This window comes from Nonomuraea marmarensis (genome assembly GCF_043197025.1).
Taxonomy (GTDB): Bacteria; Actinomycetota; Actinomycetes; order Streptosporangiales; family Streptosporangiaceae; genus Nonomuraea; species Nonomuraea marmarensis.
In genome coordinates, this window is sequence record NZ_JBICRM010000055.1 from 1 (window position 1) to 19,275 (window position 19,275).

Sequence of the window (19,275 nt, forward strand, 5' to 3'; positions counted from 1 at the left end):
GCGAGTCCTTCCGGATGAAACAGGCACGAACCAGGACACCAGCACGCCTGATCAAGAAGTAGTCAACTACGAAGAGGCGGGGACTTCTACATGGCCACCAGCGGCGACACGCACTTGGCCGTTGACACTCGGTGCCGCTCCGTGACCGGCTGACCGCAGACGGCCTTGGGTTCCGGCAAACCCGAGGGTGCATAACCTCCCAGACCACCCCAACGGCCCGGTCTCGACCCTTGGGTTCGCGGGAACTCTGGGGATTCATGGCCGTGGCGCAGCGCGTCGGCCGGGGTGGTCCGCATGTAGCGAGCGGTGGTGATCTCTTTGAGGCTGATGGTGGTGCCGGCCAGTTCGGGGCAGATCGCCCGGCACAAGAACTCTTCCTCGCCGGTGCCGACGGTGCCGGCGCGGTGCAGGTAGACGCGGATCTCGGTGATGTCGCGGGGGTCGTAGCGGATGATGGCCTGCTCGCCGGTGTAGAAGGCCAGGACGGGGTCGAGGTAGCGCAGGCTCAGGAAATGGATCCCGTCGGTGTGGATTTTGCGGGTTTGGCAACAGTGAGCAGCAGCAGGTCGAGTTGTTCGAGTGAGTCGGGCATGCGCGGGATGAAGCCGCCGGCCTCCCACCGAGCCTGGGGCGCCATCGTGGTTTCGCTGTGTGGCCGCAGGTTGTAGACCTCGCGGATGAACCGGCCGATCGCGGCGTCCAGCTCCGGCAGGGTCAGCTGGGCCTGGCCGGCGCGGTCGGGGGTGCCGCGGGGCGCGTAGCCGGGAAGGTGGGCCAGGCACATCTGGTTGATGGTGCCGATCAGCCGTTCGATCTTCCCGTGGCCGTGTGGTTATCCGGCTAATCCGGGGGCGTAGGAGTGCGTCGCCGGGAAGAGCGGATCAGTCGCTTCGACGGGCGTGCTTGAGCCGTCGAAGGTCTTCTTCGTGACGGCGGACTTTGGTCGCGACGGCTTCCAGGGCCGCGCGGAGCTGATCGATCTGAACCTCCAGCCCGGTGAGCGTGAGCGCGTCACGGCCTCGTTGCCGGTGTTCTTCGATCAGGGTGCGTAGCTCTGGCCTTCGGTAGAGGGTTGCCTTGCCGATACCGGTGCGTGCCGCGATCGCGGGGAAGGTCACCTCGCAGTCAGCGGCGAGCAGGTCTTGGCACGCTCGCTCGACGCGGATAGCGATCTGGTCGGTCACGACTGTCCTGTCTTGTTCATCAGAAGATCGAGGCGTTTGATGAGGTGGCGGTGGCGAGCCGCTTCCTCGTCCCAGCCGCGGGCTTCGGCATCGGCGGCCAGCGCTTGGGCATCGGCGCGTTGGGTGGCCAGGATAGGCAGGAATGCGATGTCGGTGCGGAAGTTCGGGGCAGTGCTCGCAGATGTTGGCGTAGGCGCGGGAGCCCTGGGCGGCGGTGCGCAGGCAGTAACCACCCGACAGGCGTGCTTTGAGCAGGGGCGCCTGGCGCCAGTCGGTGCTGCCGCCGGTGACCTCGACGATCGGCAGCGGAGCGCGTTCGGGCAGGACCGGCCCGAGGCGGGACTTGGCCAGGGTGAGGGCCTTTTCGTAGTCGGCGCGGACGGTCTGGTCGAACAGCCTGCCGTAGCGCAGGCTCATCTCGGCCGACACGTGACCGAGCAGCGCCATCAATGCCTGCAGCGATACCCCTGAGTTGATCAACGCAGTGGCGTAGGTATGCCTTGTGTCCGCAGTGGCTGTGTGCGGTGGCTGCCGTGTGGTGATTGAACGGCCGCCATGCGGGAGGTTGGCTTCCGACGCCGATTTGGCGCGCGTGTTGCATTACGACGATATGGATATGACGAAAGTCACTCCGAGTTGACCACGGAGCTTCCTCCATCTTGAAGTTGCTGTTCAGAAAGCTGGTGTGATGGCTTGTCAGGCTGCTCGTACTGGCTGCCGGCATCAGTCTGCGGCGTAGATCCTCTGTCATCGGGCCACTTCGAACTCGGTTAGGACAAGGAGGGCGCGCAGGAGGTCGGTGGGCGGGCGAGGTCGGTGCGGAGTTTGCTCGAGCACGCGCCAGTTCTTCAGGTGCGCGAAGGCGGCACTGGTAGACAAGGGAGACGGTATCCCCGGCGTGTTCTGAGTTTGGTCACAATTCCAACGAGCCTCGGCGGCACCATAGTTACGTCCGGGGCGCGTCTCTTGCCGGGGCCCTGCCCGGCCCGGCGAGCCGCCGCCCGGCCTGGTCCACGCGGTCCACGAGCCGAGGATGTCGGCTGTGAACCGGTGTGGGCCTTCTAGCGCCGGAGGCGCGGTGGGCGGGCCCGGAGGCGCAACCGCCAGCGGGACGTCAGCGCAGCGGGACGGCGTAGATCGGCTCCTGGCCGAAGGTGGTGAAGCCCGCCTTGCGCAGGATCGGACCTGAGGTGGCCACGTTCCCCTTCACCAGGGCCGTTGTCGCGCCGTGCATCACCGCGTAGGACAGTCGCGCGTCGAGGACCGCCCGGTAGACTCCCTGGCCGCGCGCGGCGGGCACCACGACCCCGCCCGACAGCCGCGCGACGCCGTCCACCAGCGAGACGCCGCCAGAACCGACAGGGGTCCCGTCCACGTAGGCGACCAGCATGCCGCCACCGCCCGCCGGGACGGAGGCCGCAGCCCTGGCCGCGTCTGCCTCGATCCGTTCGTCGGGCGGCAGCGCCCCGCCGAACCCGGTGACCCCGACCGCCGACCCGTCCCGCAAGGTCTCGAAGTCCGTCGCCCACCGGATCGTCACGTCTGCCGCGGGCGACGGCAGCGCGGGCAAGCCCTGGCTCAGGTCCCTGGCCAGGACGTCCAGAGTCAGCTTCACCTTCCCGCCGCGCACTGACAGCTCGGCGGCAAGCCCGGCCGGGGCACTGAGCCCCACCTCCCAGTCCAGCTCCGGCAGCCCGAACGTTCGCGCCCGCTCAAGCACCGCGTCAACCGCTGGCCCGAGCGGCCCGGTCGGCGTGAAGGCGAGTACCGAGAGATCCCAGTCGAAATAGTCGGGCAGCCGCGTGATCGTGTACTCGTTGCCCTCGACGACCTCGGCGTCGTCCGGAACCCACACCCAGGCCGCGCTGGCGGCGGCAACGGCAGAAGCTGATAGGCGCATGCGGGGCATGTTAGCGGTCCAGGCGCGGGGCCCTGACCGCGAGTAGGCGGATCATCTCGTCGCGCCAGCGGCGCACGGTGGACTCGGCGATGCCGTTGTCGCCGGCCATGTCCGCCAGGCGCTGGTCGTGCCGCAGCACCGCCAGCACGATCACCGCGATCTTGCCGGGCGGCGGCGACCACCAGCGCGAACCTATCGCATTCAAATGGCGTCGCAGCAGGTCGGCAAGGTGGTTCACGGTTTCAGCATGGTCCGATGGCTTCGGTTCGGGGCGTGGGGAGCCGGGTGACGCGAGTGCTGGGGGCTGAGGCGGTGCGGAGCTGGACGATCTCCTCGTGCTGCGCGGCCAACCGGGCTAAGGCCTGGTTGCGGAAGTCGCCGAGTTCTTCGATGGCCTGTTCTGCTTGAGCCAGCCGTTCCTTGAGCTTGCCGTTCTCGGTCTTGAGTCGGTCAATTTGCGCGGTCTTCGGGTCGGGGGTGTGTCCGGCTTCTTGCAGGCGCTGGAGCCGATTCTCGAACTCAAGGCGCAGGTGTGAGTAGGGGCGTTTGCCATAGAACGCGGTGCGATCGACGCTGGACTCACGGGCCAGGGTTTTGATGTCGCAGTTCCCGCCGGGTGGGATCTCACCGCGGAGCAGCCGGTCCATCGCGGCGCGGATGCGGTTCTCGTTCTCGGTTCGTTGAGCTGCGGTGATTCTCATGTGTTGTCCTGGTTCGTGGTCGGCGATGCGGCGTCGATCTCGGCAATGACGCGCAGGGCCCGGTCGTGGTCGGCGGCAAGCCGGGCGTGCTCGGTGACGCGGGTCTTGCCGAGCTGACCGAGGAAGATCTTGGTTCGTTCGGCATGCTCGGCCCAGACCGGTCGGTGACATGCGTGGTGGGTGGCTTGCGGGCAGCGAGCCGAATCACACATCCCGATCAGCGGTTTCTCGGCTGTGGGGGTGCCGGCCAAGCGCAGGCAGAGGGCCCGGGTGGGGTCGGTGAACCAGCAGTGGCCGAAGACGGCCATAAAGTGCGCGGTAGGTATCTGCCGCCACTGCCGAGAGAAGAACGCCTTGAGCCGCAGCAGGTTCACCGCGTGCCGCGGGGCGAAGATCGCCAGCGGGCAGAGCAGGCAGACCCAGGGTCGGGCCGGACACGGCTTAAGCGGTCGAGGAAGGCGACCTCGTCGAGCGTGCCCCACCAAAACAGATCCGGGCGCTCAACCGGGGCGCCCGCCTCCGCCAGCTCATCCATGATCTTCTTGCGGACTGCGTCGAGACCGTCGATGAACCTACGGCGGGTGACCTCCGTGATCTGGCCGGCAGCGCCATCGCGGTCGGCTTGCTGCCCGGTCTGCAGGTCCTCGATGGTCTCCAACTGTGCGAGCACCGGCTCGAACAGGCCGGTGAGGTAGGCCCGCCGCTTCGCCCAGCCTCCCGCATCCGACATCCCCCGGCTCTTCCAGTACTGATGGAAACCGAACTGGTCGCGAAACGGCGGGTCGAACACGATACGAAGACGCCCCAGGACAGCACGCAGAGCCCTCAACGCGACGGCGATCTCGGCGTTGTCCAGCCTGAGGTTCTTCTGCTCGGTGCCGTATTCCAGCAGCTCGTCCCAGCTCAGACGGGCCAGCGCTGACGCGGCGTCCACGTCGGGGAGGTCCCCTAACGGCCCCTTGCGCAGCTGCTCCACCCGCGCGGAATCGAAGATCGTCCCGTTCGGTGTCTGGCTGAAACCCTTCAGGAAGGGATTACCGGGAAGCGTCGCCTCATTATCCCCTGGCTACTCTGATCTCGGGCAGAGGCTTGCTGAGCCGCGCTTCCGACGATCGTTTCGCGCGGAGTTGGCGGTAACGCGTTCGTCACTATTAGTTCGCGCTCGCGCCGGTTCGGGGGCGCTCTGGACGCATGTCGAAGATGACGCCAGGGGCGGAGCACGTGCCGGGTTCGCGGCGGTGGCGCGTGGTGGCGATCATCGCGCTCGTCGTGCTGGCGCCCTGCCTGGTCGCGGGCCTGCTCTGGTTCTTCGCCGATCCGCTGCACCTGCCTGAGGACGTGCTGCAGGTGCTGGATCAGCGGGCCAGCATGATCGGCATGTTCACCGGCATGGCGCTCGGCGTGGCCGGGCTGGTGGTCGCCGTGCTGGCGCCGCGGGCGCAGGTACGTGCCGAGCCGGCTATCGCCGTACCGCCGGACTCGCCAGCGGCCGGGCAGAAGACGCCGCTGCTGGCGCGTTGCCAGGCGACGGCCGGTGATGTGGATGCCGAGCATGCGGCCCACGCTGAACCGGCCGGTCTCGCTCTCAGGAGTGAGGCCACGGCCATCGGGTGTCGTGGATACTGGCCGGATGCGTCGTGTACCTCCCGCGGTGGTCGACGCGGTGCTCGCGATCGGGTGCTTCCTGAGCATCATGATCATGGCCGTGCTCAACCACCGCCTGGAGTGGTGGGTGGCCGCCCTGGCCGCGGGGAACACGCTGCCGCTCCTGTGGCGGCGGCGGATCCCGCTGCTCGCCAGCGCCGTGACGGGGATCGGCACCGGCGCGCTGTTCCTCACCGACACGATGGGCGGGATCCCCGCCGCGTCGCTGATCGCGACCTACACCCTCGCCTCACTGTCCCCGCCTACGCGGATGCTGTTCGGAGCTCTCTGCAGCATCGCGGGGTTCGCCTCCGTGGCGGTGCTGCAGCATCACCAGCCGCTCAGCTACGGGCCGACCGCGGCGGCGTTCGTCGTCGCCTACGCGCTGGGCACGGGCGCTCGAGCACGCAGGGACCGCATCGCCGTCCTCGAAGAGCGGGCGCGGCGGCTCGCCGAGGAGCGGGAGGGCGCCGCCGTACGCGAGCGGGAGCGGATCGCGCGCGAGATGCACGACATCGTCGCCCACGCGATGAGCCTGGTGATCCTTCAGGCGGAGGCGGGGCCCGTGGCGCTGCGTACCGACCCGGCCAAGGCCGAGCAGATCTTCGACACGATATCGACGACCACCAGGGACGGCCTGTCCCAGCTCCGCAGGGTGCTCCTCGCGCTCAGGCCGGAGGAGGCCGAGCGCCACCCGCAGCCCGGCATCGAGTCCGTACCTTCTCTTATCGAGCGGGTACGGCAGGCCGGGCTCGACGCCACCTTCGAGGAGCGCGGCGAGCCGCGCCCCTGCCGCTCCGACCTGGCCGTCACGGTGTACCGGATCGTGCAGGAGGCCCTGTCGAACACGATCAAGCACGCGAAGGCGACCCGGGTGCGTGTCCGCATCACGTGGCGGGACGACGCCCTCGACCTGGAGGTCCGCGACGACGGCCGCGGCGACGCGGACGGCCAGAGCGGACAGGGGTTGATCGGCATGCGTGAGCGGGTGGCGGTGGCCGGTGGCCGGCTCGTCACGGGCCCCGATGGGATGGGCTTCCGCGTCGCCGCCAGCCTGCCTCTCACGGGCACTCCCATAGACTGAGGTGTGCCAACGCAGACCAGCATCCGGGTGCTCATAGCCGACGACCACACCCTCGTCCGCGACGGCCTGGCCATGATGCTGGCGGAGCAGCCCGACCTCGAGGTTGTGGGCGAGGCCGCCGACGGCGCCGAGGCGATCAGCGCGGCGCGCGAGCTCCACCCGCACGTGGTGCTGATGGACGTGCGGATGCCGAGGGTCGACGGCATCGCGGCGACCGCTGAGATCTGCCATGACACCGCCGCGAAGGTGCTGGTCCTGACCACCTTCGACCTCGACGAGTACGTCTACGACGCGCTGCGCGCGGGCGCGAGCGGCTTCCTGCTCAAGGACATGCGAAGGGCCGAGCTGGTGGAGGCGGTCCGGGTCATCTCCGCAGGCGAGTCGCTGCTCGCGCCGACGGTGACCAGGCGGCTGATCGCCGACGTGGTGGGCCGGTCACGTCCCGCCGTAGGCCAGGCCGACGACCGCAGGCTTGCCGCACTCACCGCCAGGGAGCTCGAAACGCTGCGCCTGGTCGCGCGTGGCCTGTCCAACGCGGAGATCGCAGCCGAGCTGTTCGTCACGGAGCACACGGTGAAGACGCACGTCAGCAGCGTGCTGGCCAAGCTGGGCCTGCGCGACCGGGTCCAGGCGGTGGTGCTCGCGTACGAGTCGGGGCTTGTCGCGCCTCGCTCTCAGGAGTGAGGCGGGATCCCACTCCTACGGGCGATCCGCCGGCCCGTGCCGCACGACCAGCCTGAGGGCATGAAGCGAAAGTTGCTTGTGGCCGCCTCCGTGCTGGCGGTCCTGCTGGTCGGAGGGATGGGAGCGGGTGCCTGGTATGTCAGCGACATTGCCCTGGTGCCGAAGCACCCGCTGACGATCACCTATCCCGAGGTCGTCCTGGGCGTGACGGACAAAACCATCACCGTCACCGCGTCCGCCACCACCACCCGCCCGGGCACGTGGTCGCTCAACTGGAGCAGCGGCTCCGCCATGGTCGGCGACATCGTCAAGAGGTCGGCCGACCGAGTGGAGCGCGTGCGCGTCAGCGGCCAGACCCCGCCGACCGGAATCCGCGCGTCGATGTACATGACCTACAGCGGCGACCCGAAGACGGCGCTCGGCCTCGACTTCACGGAGATCATGGTGCCGACCGAGCTGGGCGACGCGCCCGCGTGGTACGTCCCCGCGCGCGGCGACACCTGGGCGATCACCGTGCACGGCAGCAACGCCTACCGCAACTCCAGCCTGCACGCCATCGCCACCATGCACCAGGTGGGCATGCCGGTGCTCGACATCACCTACCGCAACGACCTCGGCGCGCCCGCGTCCCCGGACGGATTACTGCACCAGGGCGAGTCGGAGTGGCGTGACCTGGAGGCCGCGATACGCAAGGCGCAGTCCATGGGCGCCAGGCGCATCGTGCTCTACGGCGGCTCGATGGGCGGCGCGATCGTCGGCCAGTTGCTCACCCGCTCGCCCCTGGCCGACGTGGTCTCGGCCGCCGTACTGGAGAACCCGGAGATCAGCAGCCGGCGTACCGGCGAGTTCGCCGCTGCCCAGATGCACATGCCGTCGTTCATAGTGCCGCTCATGCAGCAGATCATCAACTGGCGCGGCGGCTTCGACATTGCCACGATCGACCTGCTCGGACACCCGCCGCGGGTGAAGCCGCCCACGCTGCTGCTGATGGGCGACGCCGACAAGGAGCACCCGGTGGAGACAGCGCGTGACTTGGCTAAGGCGTCAAGCGCGATGAACTGGCCGATCCAGTACGAGGAGTTCCCCGGTGCCGGCCACTCGGAGATCTGGAGCACCGACCGCGAGCGCTACGACCGTACGCTGGCCGCCTTCCTCACCCGCACCTTGAAGTGACGGTCAGGCGGCGAGATGTTCGCGTCCATCCCGGGGGCCGGCGTCCTGGCGTTGAGCATGCAGACGGTCGACGAGCACGGAGCCCGTATTTGGTATGCCAGACTGCACACCGCCGGCGTGGAAGGACTGATGATCAAACCAGCCCGCTCGCGCTACGAGCCTGGGATGCAAGGCTGGCTCAAGCTCAATTCTGTTGGGGTCAGGGCGCGGTATCGAGAATCCTCGCTGCGTGTGCGCCGGTCATCCGGCCTTGCTGCCTAATTGCATGTCGGCGACAGGTGTCGCTCATTGCGGGCAACAGTGACAAACCTCCGCTGGTCCGTCTGCGACTGCGATCCTTCCACTGAAGGTCATGTAGACCCTGAAACGGTCCCGAAACTCAAGAGTTCTGACCAAGATCATTAGTGTGTGTCAGTCGAGTGCACGGATGCTCGAAGTGGTCTGCACGCCCCGCAATGAGCGTGCAGACCATTCGGTGATGCTGTACAGCTCAGCGGTGGGTGATCCACCAGAAGAGCAGGCCGACAAGGCCGGCGCCGGTGGCGTGGGCGGCACCGCGGGCGAGGGCGATCGTGATGGTGCGGCGGGGGTAGTGGATGCCGACGGAGCGGCACCGGCTCCCTGCCCTGGCCGCCGCCGCCGCGCTCGCGGACGCGGTCGCGCTCGCCCGGGCCTGAGCGGCCGTCCGGCCCGCTACACCGACCTCACTCGGGCGTCCGGTGCGCGGCCAGGACGGCGGGGATACCCTCTGGCCACTTCCTCGCACCTCACCAAGGGAGCGCGGCATGAGCGCGGTCACCGAAGAGATGGTCGACCACTACAGCAACGTGATCAGGGATCTGAACTTCCTGGATCCGTACGTCACTGATGCGCTGGCCTGGGTCGTGGTACGGGGCCGGGACACGCGGCTGACGGTGCCCGAGGTGGTGAGCCGGCTCGGCGGCGACCCGGGCGCCATCACCCGACGCGTGCCCCTGCCGCCGAAGGGGGAGGGCGAGGCGTCCATGGAACAGCGCGGCGACAACGTACTGATCTTCATCGCCAACTCCTACGCCTTCAGCCAGTCGGAGACGCTGGCCCCCCTGACGGAGAACGCGCAGGCGTGGGGCTTCTGGTGGCTGATCAACAACGCGCACGGGCTGTTCTACGCGGCCGACGGACGGTCCGTCACCGAGGTGAACCTTCCGTCCTTTGACGGCTCCCTGCCCTGCTGGGGTCGGGACCCGCATGCCCTGGACCCGTACCTGGGCTGGCTGCGGGCCCTGGGCGAGCAGTTGCGCCGGGAGGACGAGACTGGCGAGTACGACCCTCCCTACCTCGAACGGGAGATCGCCCTCGCCACCGTGGAGGCGATGAGCGGAGTGCGGCTGGAGTCGAGCTGGTTCACCCGAGAGCAGGACTACATCGCGCACGCGCCGAGGCTGCTGCCGCCCTGAAAGGCTTGTCGAGATCGCGGTGGCGATGGTCGGCGGGCGGGAGCGGGAACAGGTCCGGGGTCGATACTGGTGAGGTCGCGTATTCAACTGTGCATCTTTGGGCTGGCGCTCTGCTGTCTTGATCGTCGCGTCGTGGTGTCAGAGGGACGTTGACGCTTTCAGCTACGCGACGTCGACGGGGCACGAGACACATGATCGACGATCAGGCCGCCATGATCAAACCGGACCAGCGCTACAGGTCACGAGAGCCCGTGAATGGACACCTCGGAGCGCTTGTGTAACCGGTAGGACGGCGACCGCCGCCAGATGCCACCAGAACAATCCGTCGAGCACTACCTTCGGCCAGTCGACGATCTTTTCCAGCTCTCCAGGGTTGGATCTGTACGCTTCGATCACGTCCATGCTGTCTGCGGAGGCGTCGCTGTCCAGCCAGCCCCACGGATAGCCAAGGCCGCGGTGATAGCCGAACATGCAGCAAACGTCCTCCCGCACCACCAGCAGGCTCAGGAACAGCGCCGCCGTCCCCAGCACCCCCATGGCCACCCAAGCGCTCCAGCCAATTCGACGTGCGGTGAAACCGAGCCACGCGAGCAACGCGCCGCCTGCGCAAAGAGAGGCGCTGAACGCCAGATAGTGGCTCTGCCCGCCGGATGCGGATAGTGCGAGAGCGCCGACGAACATGCTTGCCGTGCCGGCGAACCCCACTGCGTGGGCTCGCCACGTGACAAATGGCATGGCGTCGAGCATGCCACATGCCGCGTGGGTGTGAGGTGTCCATTCACGGGCTCTCGTGACCTGTAGCGCTGGTCCGGTTTGATCACGGCGGCCTGATCGTCGATCATATGTCTCGTGCCCGCGACTTCTCCGCCTACAGCCGAAGAGGCGTGGCGGGCTGCCAACGAGCAACTGCGGCGGGTGCTGGAGCTCAAGGACGCCGTGATCGCGGTGCTGAAGGGGCTGCTCGTCGAGGAGCGAGCGGCGCGTGTTGCTGAGCGTCGCTCCGTCCACATGTCGACGTCGCCCTGGTCGTTATCGTCGAGGTCCGGGTCGCTGGCGTCGGCCTGCGCCTGCTGGGCGGCGGCGTGCAGCTCGGCGGTGAAGTCGCGCAGCGCGGCCACGCAGTTGTAGGCGTCGAGGGCGCCCGCCCTCGTTGCCCGGCATGCTCGGCCTTGGCCGCGTCCCACATCGCATCGGCGTAGCGCCACAGCGCTCGGCGGGCGCGTACCTGCCGGGCACGGTCGACCGGGTCCAGCTGCGCCAGCAGCGCCGCGTCGAGCTCGGCGAGGTCGTCGACCAAGTCGATCAGATTCTCCTGGTGGTGGGTGCCTGAGGTGCGGTTGTCAGCCGTCATGGGGCTGACGGTACGCCCCTGTCCCGACATCCCCGGGGGCTGTCGAGGCCCCAACCGCAAGGCCTGGACGTCGCGCCCGACGTCGCCCGGCTGCTGGCGCCGGCGGACCTGGACCAGCTCGCCCGCGCAGCGGCCATCTCCTACGAGTGCTGGGTCTGCATGCGGCCGGGGAAACTGCCCGAGCTGCCCGCGGCAGTGCTCATCCTGCGGGACGGTCCGGTGAGCTTGGCCAAGCTCGCGCACCGCTTCTGCGCCCGGTCGGGGGTGATGGACGTGCCCGGCCTGACCGCCGTGATGTACGAGCCCGGCACCGAGACCAGCGTCACCGCGGTGGCCGCGCTGCTGCCGCATGCGGGCGGCTACCGGCCGGTCCTGCTGCTGGAGGCCGGGGTGGCGGTGGCCGCCGACGCCGGCGGTGGCGAGCGCGTCGACGCGGTGACCAACTGGCTGCTGCAGCACGGCCTGCACCTGGTGGCCGACGCCGGCGACCAGGTCCAGGCGGCGCCCGGCTGGGTCGTGCATCTGAGCGGCGGTACCGGGCTGCGGGTGAGCGGGCCGGGCGGCGAGCTCTACGACGGCGACCTGCAGGCGGACCCGGCCTGGCAGCGCGCGGTCACCACGCAGGGCCGATGCCTGCTGCTGGTGGGCACCGGCCTGGGCCTGGATCAGGCCCCGCACAGCCTGCAGGAGACCCTGGACCGGGTCGACGCCGTCGCACGCCAGGGCCGACTGGTCGGCGCCGTGGTGACGGTGGAGATCCGTTGAGACCCCTCGATTTGTCGCCGGCCTGTTGTAGATTGCTGCTGCGGCTGACGCTCCAGCCGACTCCGAGCCTGTCCCGGCCTACGCAGGGAAGGCGTTGATGGAGGAAGTGTCGTAGGACGGCGAGGGGCATCCCACCCTTGGATCTTCGACGCGCCGGTGACCGGCGTGCGCGCTCTCGACCAGGCGGGGGAAGGAGCGTGGGCATCCGCCCGTGGATGGGACGAGACATGCCACACAGCAACCGCGACCTGGGCCGCGCCGTACGCGAGCTGCAGGAGCACCGGCCCGGCAAGAAGTACACCGCCGTCCGCGCCGAGCTCGAGGACTGGCTGGACGGGCGCGAGGAGACCCCGCTCGAAGCGGTGGCCATCATGACCGACCCGGCCAACCAGACCCTGTGCGAGAAGTGCGGATGGACGAACGGCATGGCCTGCCCCGAGTGCTCCGGCTGCGGCTGCAACGACCACACCTGCACCGGCTGGCGGCACCGCGAGTACATGCACCCGGACGACCTCGCCGAGCTGGAGGTGGCCGAAGCCGAGTGCCCCGAGTGCGGCGGCGACACCCGCTCCGGCTACGACTGCCACTGTGGCGACCTGTAGGCCGGGACAAGTGATCACCCCCGACCCGTTCGCGGCCGCCGCCCGGGGCCTGGCGGTGTTCGGCCTGGAGCCCGGCGGCAAGCGGCTGCTGGGCCCCGGCTGGCAGCACGCCGCCGCCACCGACCCCGACGTGCTCGCCGCTACCTGGCGCGCCGGCGACAACATCGGAGTCGGCTGCTGGAAGAGTGGCGTGCTCGGCATCGACCTCGACGTCAAAGGCGGCGTCGACGGCATCGCCCGCTTCGCGGCCGCTTGCGCCGAGCACGGGCAGCCGTGGCCGGACACGCTCACCGTCCGCACCCCCAGCGGCGGCGGCCTGCACCTGTACTTCACGGTGCCCGCCGGCCGCATCATCGACTCGGCGTCCGGCACCACGCCACTGGGACCCGGCATCGACACCCGCGGGCCCGGCGCCGGCGGCCGCGGAGGCTACCTGGTCGGCCCCGGCTCCGTCGTCGACGGCACGACCTACACCATCGACCGCGACCTGCCGATCGCCACCCTGCCCGGTTGGCTCACCGACCTCCTCCACCGCCCCGTTCCTTCGGCCCGGAGAACGCCATGACGCACGACCACGACAACACCCCCGGCGACCTGGACGGCCTCGACCTGGCCGCGCTGGTGCGCGAGCTCGCCGCCGGGCACGACAACGTGCAGGTGGCGGACTTCGCCGACCTCGGCACCCTGCCGCCGCAGATGCGCAAGGCCGGCCACCAGCTGGCCGCCGCCCAGGCCGCCATCGAGCTGGTCGCCACCTTCCACGAGACCGGCACCTACCACCGGGCCGCCTCGATCGCGGCCGCCTACGACCAGGCTGGCGGCGCCGATGACGGCGGCTCGGCTGCCGTGCCGATCGGGCTGGGGGAGGGCTGCGCGTGGTCCTGGTCGACCGGCGCGGCGGCGGCGGTGGCGGTGAGCGGGCCGTCCTCTTCCAGGGCCCGGTACAGCGTCGACCGCCCGACGCCGAGCTCGCGGGCGATCTGGGTGACGGACTGGCCGCGGCCGCGGCGGGCCCGGGCGGCGGCGAGCCGGTCGTCGGTGACCGCGACCGGGCGGCCGCCGACGCGGCCGGCGGCGCGGGCGGCGTCCAGGCCCTCGTTGGTGCGCTCGGAGATGAGGTCGCGTTCCATCTCGGCGGCCATGGCCGCGACCATGAACAGCATCTTGTCGGCGATGCTCTGCCCGTTGGGGCGGTGGATGCCGGCGCAGATGCCGGTCAGGATATGTAGGTTGATGCCGCGCGGGGCCAGCTCGTCCTCGAGGAAGACCAGCAGCTCCTTCATGCTGCGGGCGACCCGGTCGGGCTTGGTGATGACCAGCGTGTCGCCGGCCTTCAGCGCCGCCACCGTGGCCTGCAGCTTGGGCCGGTCGCGGCGGCGGGTGGAGATGGTCTCTTCGACGATCTCGCGGCAGGCGGCGGCGTTCAGCAGTTGCAGTTGCGCCGCGTGGTCCTGGGCCCGGGTGGAGACCCGGGCGTAGCCGACACGAATCGCGTTGGAGGGCCCGCTGTGCTCGGTGGTGTGCTGGCTCACGCGCGGCCCGCCGCTTCCGCATAGATGGCGCGCAGTTGCGCGGTGGCCTGCTGGACGGCGTGGATGACGCTCGCCTGGGTGTTCTGGGCGTGCTCGGCGGCCGCGGCCAGTTCGTTGCCGTGCCACCAGACCGCTTCCTTGGCCTCGCCGGCGGCCTCGGTGACCTTGTCCCAGTCCTGTTCGGTCTCGGCGTCGGCGTCGGCGTCGTTGGCGATCTCGGCGACGACTTCGAAGACGTGCTCGACGACCCGGCCCAGCGTCCTGATCGCGGGACCGAGCTCGGCGAGGACGGCGGCGTAGTCGCCGTCGAAGTTCTCGAAGGCCGGCGCCTCGGGGTCGAGCAGGGCGGCCATCGTTTCGGCGTCGGCGGCCAGGCGGGCGGCCAGGGCCTGCGGCGTGGCGGTCGCGTCGTGGACTTGCGGGGTGTTCGCCATTTGGTCGGTGTCCCTTCGTCTTGGCGACTCACCCTCGACTGTCCCTAAATCCGTCCCGAAACTCAAGGCCTCGCGCAAGATTTTTGGGACGGGTGTCGGTTTCCGAAGTCGTCTGCACGGATACGCGAAGTGGCCTGCACGCCCGTAGGCCTCTTGGCCTCGTTGACAACGAAGCCGTGTCCCGAGGGCTGCACGCCGACGCGTTTGACCTTCCCGACGTCCGTCCCATAAATAGTCCTGAAAATCACGGGCGCTGGCCTGGCTTTCGGACTGTGTGCACCTGGCGTCCGAACACAGATCTGGGGCCCCCTCCACAGTCCCGACGGCGCCGTGCAGTGGGACCTTGGGGCACGGTGAATTCCGGTCGATCATGTGTGACCGCAAGCGCCCTCTCTTCGATTGCCAATTTCCTGCAACCGTGGTTACTGTAACCGTGGATACCGACATGGAGAGGCGGGTATGGCGTGGAGACGGTGCCGGGTACGGCGGGACAGTGGGTGTTGCTGGCGTATCGCATCCCGCGCCAGCCGTCGACGTTGCGGATCACGATCTGGCGCAAGCTGGACCGGCTCGGTGTGGCGCGGCTGGGTGACGGGCTGGTGGCCTTGCCCGCCGACGCCCGGACCCGCGAGCAGCTGGACTGGATCGCCGAGGAGATCGGCGAGGTGGGCGGCAGCGCCACCGTATGGTTGGCCGTCCCGGGCAACGCGGCGCAGGAGAAGGCCATCGCCACCGAGATGCGCAGCGCGCGAGCAGCCGAATATCGGGCGGTGATCGAGCAGGCCGAGGCCACCGCATCGGCGCGGCCGGGCGAGCGGATCCGCACGCTTAAGCGGCTGCAGGCCGAGCTGCGCAGGATCGGCCGGCGTGACTATTTCCCGCCACCCGAGCGAGACAGCGCCCAGCAGGCCGTGCGGGCGCTGGCGGTGGCCGTCACGGCGGCTGTCGCGGAGGACGCGCGATGAGGTGGGCCACGCGCGCCGGCGTGCACATCGACCGGGCGGCGTGTGCCTGGCTGATCCGGCGGCACATCGATCCCGAGCCGGAGTTCGTGTTTGTCGACGATCCCGCCGCGGTGCCGGCGGACGCGACGCCGTTCGACATGCGCGGGGCCGAGTTGTCGCATCACGGGGATGACTGCAGCTTCGAGACGATTCTGCGCCGCTATGAGTTGGACGATCCGGTGTTGTGGAAGCTGGCCGAGATCGTGCATGAGGCCGACATCGACGACGAGCGCTTCGACGCGCCCGAGGCGCCCGGGGTGGATGTGATCCTGCGCGGGCTGTCGATGATCTGCGATGACGAGCGCGTGCTGGAGATCACCGGGCCGGTCTTCGATGGCCTGTATGAGTTCCACCGGCGGGCCCTGCTGTTGGGGCGGGAGCCGGCGTGACGGGCACGGTCGGCCTGCTGCTGACCTCTCAGGCGCTGCGCGGCCTCGGGTACGGCATCGCCGCCGTTCAGCTCGGTGCGATCCTGCGCCTCGACGGCCTGACGTCGGCCGAGGTCGGGCTGATGCTGGCGGCCATCCTGGCCGGCACGCTGATCTCCAGCCTTGCCCTGGCCCGCTGGGGAGATCGCGTCGGCCGCCGCCGCGTGTACGGCGCCCTGTACGCGGCGTTGGTCTGCTCGGGGATCACGATCGCGTTCGGAGCGCCGCTGTGGCTGCTGGCGGTGGTGGCCATGACCGGCGCGTTGTCGGTCGAGGTGATGGAGTCCGGGCCGTTCACCACGCTGGAGCAGGTCATGCTGGCCGGCACGGGGCGGCCGCAGCGCGAGGTGGTGCGCGGCTTCGGCCTGTACAACGCGGTCGCTGCCGTCGCCGGGACCGCAGGGGCGCTGCTCGGTGCGCTGCCGCCGGATCGGCGACTGCTCGGCGGTGTCCTGGCCGTCGTGGGAGTGGCCGGGGTGGTGCTGGCCTTCCGGTTGCCCGCGAGCGTCGAGGCGCCGGCCGTGTCACCGGGGGTGCCGCGGCCCCGGATGCTGGCCCGCTCGCGCGGGCCGGTGGCGCGGCTGGCCGCGCTGTTCGCCGTGGACAGCCTGGCCGGGGGCTTCGTGGTGCAGGCCTACCTCGGCTACTGGCTGAGCCTGCGCTACGGCGCCACCACGCAGACCATCGGCGTCACCTTCGCCGCGCTCGGCGTGTTGCAGACCGCGTCCCTACTGGCCGCCCCGGTGGTGGCGGCGCGGGTCGGGCTGCTGCGCGCCATGGTGTTCACCCACATCCCGTCCAACCTGCTGCTGGCCGCCGTGCCGTTCGCTCCCGGTCTGGGCGGGGCGATCGCGCTGCTGATGGTGCGGGCCTGCCTGTCGCAGATGGACGTGCCCACCCGGCAGGCGTACGTGATGGCCCTGGTCCCCGAACAGGAGCGGACCGCGGCCGCCGCCGTCACCAACACCGCCCGCTACCTCACCCGGCCGGCCGGGCCCGCGCTGGCCGGATTCCTCCTGCCGTTCGGCCTGGCGCTGCCGTTCGTCATCGCGGGCGCCGCCAAGACCGCCTATGACCTGACCTTGTGGCGGATCTTCCGATCCGTCCGCCTGCCCGCCCTGCCCCCCGAAAGGCCGTCATGACCATCGAAGCCACCCGTGATGTGATCCCGTTCCGGCAGGCCGTACGGGCCTGGTTCGGCATCTCGCTGCAGACCTTTGGCGGCCCGGCTGGGCAGATCGCCGTCATGCAGCGCACCCTGGTGGAGGAGAAACGCTGGATCGGCCAGCAGCGCTTCAACCACGCCCTGAACTACTGCATGCTGCTGCCAGGCCCCGAAGCCCAGCAACTGGCCATCTATGTCGGCTGGCTGCTGAACGGCACCAGGGGCGGGCTGGTGGCCGGGACCCTGTTCGTGCTGCCCGGCATGCTGGCGCTGCTGGTGTTGTCGGCGGTCTACCTCCTGTGGCAGGACACCACGGTGGTAACCGCATTGTTCGCGGGCATCGCCCCAGCGGTGCTCGCGATCGTGGCCCAGGCCGTCATACGGGTCGCCAAGCGCTCGCTCACCCACCCGTTCTTCGTCACCCTGGCCGTGGCCGCTTTCGCCGCGCTCGCGCTGTTCGCCGTGCCGTTCCCCTTCGTGGTCGCCGCCGCGGCGCTCGTCGGCTGGCTGGTACACCGGCTGGCCCCGCACGTCTTCAAGGCGGGCAACGGGCACGGCGGCGACGGCGGGCCGGCGCCGCTGATCCCGGACGACGCCCTGCACCACGCCCAGCCCAGCTGGCGCTCGGCGGGCAAGATCCTGGCCATCGGGCTGGTCGCCTGGTGGCTACCGGTGGCCGCCGTCGCGCTGTTCCTCGGCACTGACAGCGTGTTCACCACCCAAGGGCTGTTCTTCTCCGGAACGGCGCTGGTCACCTTCGGCGGCGCGTACGCGGTGCTGGCGTTCGTCGCCCAGCGGGCCGTGGAGGTCTACGGCTGGCTGACACCCGGCGAGATGGTTCGCGGACTCGCGCTGGCCGAGAGCACCCCGGGACCCCTGATCATGGTGGTGCAGTTCGTCGCCTTCCTCGGCGCCTACCGCGACCCCGGCGCGCTGACGCCATGGGCCGGCGCGCTGCTCGGCGCCCTGCTGACCACCTGGGTCACGTTCGTGCCATGCTTCCTGTTCATCTTCCTCGGCGCCCCCTACGTGGAGAAGTTGCGGCACAACACCGCCATCAGCGCCGCGCTCACCGGCATCACCGCCTCCGTGGTCGGCGTCATCGCCAACCTGGCGCTCTACTTCGCCGAACACACCCTGTTCGGCCAGACCTTCACCTGGGCGTGGGGGCCGTTCACCGTGCAGGTCCCCGAACTCGGCACGGTCAACCCCGTCGCCCTGGTCATCACGGTGGCCGCGCTGGTCATGGCATTCGTGCTGAAATGGCCCATGCTGCGCATCCTCGGCATCTGTGCGCTGCTCGGCATCGGCACGGTGCTCCTGCCCTGGTAGTGATCAAGAGCGCGCCGCGCAGGCGCGCCGCCCGCGCTCGTCGGGCAACCACGCGATGGTGACCTACTCCGGTGCGCCCAGTTGCGCAGGAGCCCCGCTGCCCGCCCAGCGGCAGCCGCTAAGCACACATCCAGCCGTTCCTCACCGCGTAGGGCCACGCAAATAGTGAGGAGCTCCGGCGGCCGCAACTGCGTCGACCCAGCTGTTTCATAGGCGACCGTCTACGAAACAGGCGACCCGGCGAGTTCGCATATCCAAAGCGCGCTTGATCGGTGAAGGACGATCAAGCTTGCCTTTCCGCAAGAAAGTCGATCTGCCTGGCGGTTCTGCGCGTGTCCGGGTGGTCGGGGCCGAGGATCCGCTGCCGGGCGGTGAGGACATCGCGGTACTCGGCCTCCGCCCCGGCATAGTTCCCCCCGGCGCCTATCATCCGGGCGATCTCGTGCCGGGTGGCCAGTGTGGACGGGTGGTCGGGGACGAGGTCCCGCAGCCGGGCGGTGAAGACCTCGCCGTATTCGGCTGCAGCCGCAGCGTACGATCCCTGGCTTGCCCGGTACCGGGCCGCCATGTACGCAGCGTCTGCTGCCGCTCCGATCGTCTCGTCTGAGCTGTCCGGCAGAGCGCTGAGGCTGTTCAGCACTACGGCAGCGTGCGGGGCCAGCAGCTGCCAGGCCGACCACGTCGGCGGGTTCTCGGGGTCGCCGATCTCCCCGGCGGCTTCTGCCGCGGCCTTCAGCAGGCGGGCGGCCAGTTCCGTAAAGCCAGCAGGTCCGGGCCAGGTGCCGGGCGGCTGGTGTCGCGTTCCAGCGGGTGCAGCCGCGCGACCGGCAGCGCGTCCAGCCCAGCCGCGGAGTGC

General features: G+C 69.6%; 28 protein-coding genes. 14 read left to right on the plus strand and 14 right to left on the minus strand.

Annotation, left to right across the window (positions count from 1 at the left end; all coding sequences use genetic code 11):
* Nucleotides 1–86: 86 nt before the first annotated feature.
* From ACFLIM_RS46840 to ACFLIM_RS46880, 9 genes are all read right to left on the minus strand, one after another.
* Nucleotides 87–620, minus strand: coding sequence for a Mu transposase C-terminal domain-containing protein (locus ACFLIM_RS46840; RefSeq protein ID WP_393176734.1), 534 nt, complete (start codon nucleotides 618–620; stop codon nucleotides 87–89).
* Nucleotides 506–784, minus strand: coding sequence for a hypothetical protein (locus ACFLIM_RS46845; RefSeq protein WP_393176736.1), 279 nt, complete (start codon nucleotides 782–784; stop codon nucleotides 506–508). Before ACFLIM_RS46845 ends, ACFLIM_RS46840 begins: the two co-directional genes overlap by 115 nt.
* Before the next feature lie 97 nt (nucleotides 785–881).
* A complete protein-coding gene (locus ACFLIM_RS46850; protein ID WP_393176845.1) occupies nucleotides 882–1,727 on the minus strand; it encodes a tyrosine-type recombinase/integrase in 846 nt (281 codons plus the stop codon).
* A 571-nt stretch (nucleotides 1,728–2,298) separates the two neighbouring features.
* Nucleotides 2,299–3,084, minus strand: a complete 786-nt coding sequence (locus ACFLIM_RS46855; protein WP_393176738.1) for a GNAT family N-acetyltransferase — start codon at nucleotides 3,082–3,084, stop codon at nucleotides 2,299–2,301.
* Between the two features lie 10 nt (nucleotides 3,085–3,094).
* Nucleotides 3,095–3,322 carry a hypothetical protein gene (locus ACFLIM_RS46860; RefSeq protein WP_393176740.1) on the minus strand — a complete coding sequence of 76 codons (228 nt, stop codon included), beginning with the start codon at nucleotides 3,320–3,322 and terminating at the stop codon, nucleotides 3,095–3,097.
* Between the two features lie 4 nt (nucleotides 3,323–3,326).
* Nucleotides 3,327–3,785, minus strand: a complete 459-nt coding sequence (locus ACFLIM_RS46865) for a hypothetical protein (RefSeq protein WP_393176742.1) — start codon at nucleotides 3,783–3,785, stop codon at nucleotides 3,327–3,329.
* Nucleotides 3,782–4,159, minus strand: a complete 378-nt coding sequence (locus ACFLIM_RS46870; protein ID WP_393176744.1) for a hypothetical protein — start codon at nucleotides 4,157–4,159, stop codon at nucleotides 3,782–3,784. The genes ACFLIM_RS46865 and ACFLIM_RS46870 overlap by 4 nt, the downstream gene beginning before the upstream one ends.
* The gene (locus ACFLIM_RS46875; protein ID WP_393176746.1) at nucleotides 4,156–4,761 is read right to left on the minus strand and encodes a hypothetical protein; all 606 of its coding nucleotides are present in this window, start codon (nucleotides 4,759–4,761) and stop codon (nucleotides 4,156–4,158) included. Before ACFLIM_RS46875 ends, ACFLIM_RS46870 begins: the two co-directional genes overlap by 4 nt.
* Before the next feature lie 47 nt (nucleotides 4,762–4,808).
* The gene (locus ACFLIM_RS46880; RefSeq protein WP_393176748.1) at nucleotides 4,809–5,339 is read right to left on the minus strand and encodes a hypothetical protein; all 531 of its coding nucleotides are present in this window, start codon (nucleotides 5,337–5,339) and stop codon (nucleotides 4,809–4,811) included.
* Nucleotides 5,340–5,415: 76 nt separating this feature from the next.
* Here ACFLIM_RS46880 and ACFLIM_RS46885 point away from each other — a divergent pair, with 76 nt between their 5' ends.
* Genes ACFLIM_RS46885 through ACFLIM_RS46900 form a run of 4 tightly spaced genes read left to right on the plus strand, consistent with a single transcriptional unit; the run spans nucleotide 5,416 to nucleotide 8,631 of the window.
* Nucleotides 5,416–6,513, plus strand: coding sequence for a sensor histidine kinase (locus tag ACFLIM_RS46885; RefSeq protein ID WP_393176750.1), 1,098 nt, complete (start codon nucleotides 5,416–5,418; stop codon nucleotides 6,511–6,513).
* A 3-nt stretch (nucleotides 6,514–6,516) separates the two neighbouring features.
* Nucleotides 6,517–7,197 carry a response regulator gene (locus ACFLIM_RS46890; RefSeq protein WP_393176752.1) on the plus strand — a complete coding sequence of 227 codons (681 nt, stop codon included), beginning with the start codon at nucleotides 6,517–6,519 and terminating at the stop codon, nucleotides 7,195–7,197.
* A 60-nt stretch (nucleotides 7,198–7,257) separates the two neighbouring features.
* Complete coding sequence (locus tag ACFLIM_RS46895; protein ID WP_393176754.1) at nucleotides 7,258–8,370, plus strand: alpha/beta hydrolase family protein; 1,113 nt, start codon at nucleotides 7,258–7,260, stop codon at nucleotides 8,368–8,370.
* A gap of 15 nt (nucleotides 8,371–8,385) precedes the next feature.
* Nucleotides 8,386–8,631 (plus strand): ATP-dependent DNA ligase, encoded by a 246-nt coding sequence (locus ACFLIM_RS46900; protein ID WP_393176756.1) that lies wholly within the window; start codon nucleotides 8,386–8,388, stop codon nucleotides 8,629–8,631.
* 229 nt (nucleotides 8,632–8,860) lie between these two features.
* Here the strand turns inward: ACFLIM_RS46900 and ACFLIM_RS46905 are convergent, their stop codons facing one another.
* Nucleotides 8,861–9,169, minus strand: coding sequence for a hypothetical protein (locus ACFLIM_RS46905; protein WP_393176758.1), 309 nt, complete (start codon nucleotides 9,167–9,169; stop codon nucleotides 8,861–8,863).
* Between ACFLIM_RS46905 and ACFLIM_RS46910 the strand changes: the two genes are divergently transcribed.
* Nucleotides 9,156–9,806 (plus strand): hypothetical protein, encoded by a 651-nt coding sequence (locus ACFLIM_RS46910; protein ID WP_393176761.1) that lies wholly within the window; start codon nucleotides 9,156–9,158, stop codon nucleotides 9,804–9,806. The genes ACFLIM_RS46905 and ACFLIM_RS46910 overlap by 14 nt on opposite strands.
* 216 nt (nucleotides 9,807–10,022) lie before the next feature.
* On the opposite strand, the gene ACFLIM_RS46915 is transcribed toward ACFLIM_RS46910, so the two are convergent.
* Nucleotides 10,023–10,553, minus strand: coding sequence for a hypothetical protein (locus ACFLIM_RS46915; protein ID WP_393176763.1), 531 nt, complete (start codon nucleotides 10,551–10,553; stop codon nucleotides 10,023–10,025).
* 102 nt (nucleotides 10,554–10,655) lie between these two features.
* On the opposite strand from ACFLIM_RS46915, the gene ACFLIM_RS46920 reads away from it, so the two are divergent.
* The 5 genes from ACFLIM_RS46920 (at nucleotide 10,656) to ACFLIM_RS46940 (ending at nucleotide 13,089) form a co-directional block, all read left to right on the plus strand.
* Entirely contained in the window at nucleotides 10,656–10,934 is a 279-nt protein-coding gene (locus ACFLIM_RS46920; RefSeq protein ID WP_393176766.1) for a hypothetical protein, read from the plus strand.
* A 31-nt stretch (nucleotides 10,935–10,965) separates the two neighbouring features.
* Nucleotides 10,966–11,136, plus strand: a complete 171-nt coding sequence (locus ACFLIM_RS46925) for a hypothetical protein (RefSeq protein WP_393176769.1) — start codon at nucleotides 10,966–10,968, stop codon at nucleotides 11,134–11,136.
* Nucleotides 11,137–11,316: 180 nt separating this feature from the next.
* Entirely contained in the window at nucleotides 11,317–11,922 is a 606-nt protein-coding gene (locus ACFLIM_RS46930; RefSeq protein ID WP_393176771.1) for a hypothetical protein, read from the plus strand.
* Between the two features lie 227 nt (nucleotides 11,923–12,149).
* Complete coding sequence (locus ACFLIM_RS46935; RefSeq protein WP_393176774.1) at nucleotides 12,150–12,524, plus strand: hypothetical protein; 375 nt, start codon at nucleotides 12,150–12,152, stop codon at nucleotides 12,522–12,524.
* Nucleotides 12,525–12,534: 10 nt separating this feature from the next.
* Entirely contained in the window at nucleotides 12,535–13,089 is a 555-nt protein-coding gene (locus tag ACFLIM_RS46940; RefSeq protein ID WP_393176776.1) for a bifunctional DNA primase/polymerase, read from the plus strand.
* A 238-nt stretch (nucleotides 13,090–13,327) separates the two neighbouring features.
* Here the strand turns inward: ACFLIM_RS46940 and ACFLIM_RS46945 are convergent, their stop codons facing one another.
* Nucleotides 13,328–14,056: a recombinase family protein gene (locus tag ACFLIM_RS46945; RefSeq protein WP_393176778.1), complete on the minus strand. Its 729-nt coding sequence runs from the start codon at nucleotides 14,054–14,056 to the stop codon at nucleotides 13,328–13,330.
* Nucleotides 14,053–14,490 (minus strand): hypothetical protein, encoded by a 438-nt coding sequence (locus ACFLIM_RS46950; protein ID WP_393176780.1) that lies wholly within the window; start codon nucleotides 14,488–14,490, stop codon nucleotides 14,053–14,055. Before ACFLIM_RS46950 ends, ACFLIM_RS46945 begins: the two co-directional genes overlap by 4 nt.
* A 464-nt stretch (nucleotides 14,491–14,954) precedes the next feature.
* Between ACFLIM_RS46950 and ACFLIM_RS46955 the strand changes: the two genes are divergently transcribed.
* From ACFLIM_RS46955 to chrA, 4 genes are read left to right on the plus strand one after another with little or no spacing between them, the layout of a single operon-like run.
* Complete coding sequence (locus tag ACFLIM_RS46955; RefSeq protein ID WP_393176782.1) at nucleotides 14,955–15,455, plus strand: Chromate resistance protein ChrB; 501 nt, start codon at nucleotides 14,955–14,957, stop codon at nucleotides 15,453–15,455.
* Nucleotides 15,452–15,883 (plus strand): chromate resistance protein ChrB domain-containing protein, encoded by a 432-nt coding sequence (locus tag ACFLIM_RS46960; protein ID WP_393176785.1) that lies wholly within the window; start codon nucleotides 15,452–15,454, stop codon nucleotides 15,881–15,883. The genes ACFLIM_RS46955 and ACFLIM_RS46960 overlap by 4 nt, the downstream gene beginning before the upstream one ends.
* Nucleotides 15,880–17,064 (plus strand): MFS transporter, encoded by a 1,185-nt coding sequence (locus ACFLIM_RS46965; protein ID WP_393176788.1) that lies wholly within the window; start codon nucleotides 15,880–15,882, stop codon nucleotides 17,062–17,064. The genes ACFLIM_RS46960 and ACFLIM_RS46965 overlap by 4 nt, the downstream gene beginning before the upstream one ends.
* Nucleotides 17,061–18,419 carry a chromate efflux transporter gene (gene chrA, locus ACFLIM_RS46970; protein ID WP_393176790.1) on the plus strand — a complete coding sequence of 453 codons (1,359 nt, stop codon included), beginning with the start codon at nucleotides 17,061–17,063 and terminating at the stop codon, nucleotides 18,417–18,419. The genes ACFLIM_RS46965 and chrA overlap by 4 nt, the downstream gene beginning before the upstream one ends.
* A 283-nt stretch (nucleotides 18,420–18,702) precedes the next feature.
* On the opposite strand, the gene ACFLIM_RS46975 is transcribed toward chrA, so the two are convergent.
* The gene (locus tag ACFLIM_RS46975) at nucleotides 18,703–19,059 is read right to left on the minus strand and encodes a tetratricopeptide repeat protein (RefSeq protein WP_393176793.1); all 357 of its coding nucleotides are present in this window, start codon (nucleotides 19,057–19,059) and stop codon (nucleotides 18,703–18,705) included.
* Nucleotides 19,060–19,275 lie beyond the last annotated feature (216 nt).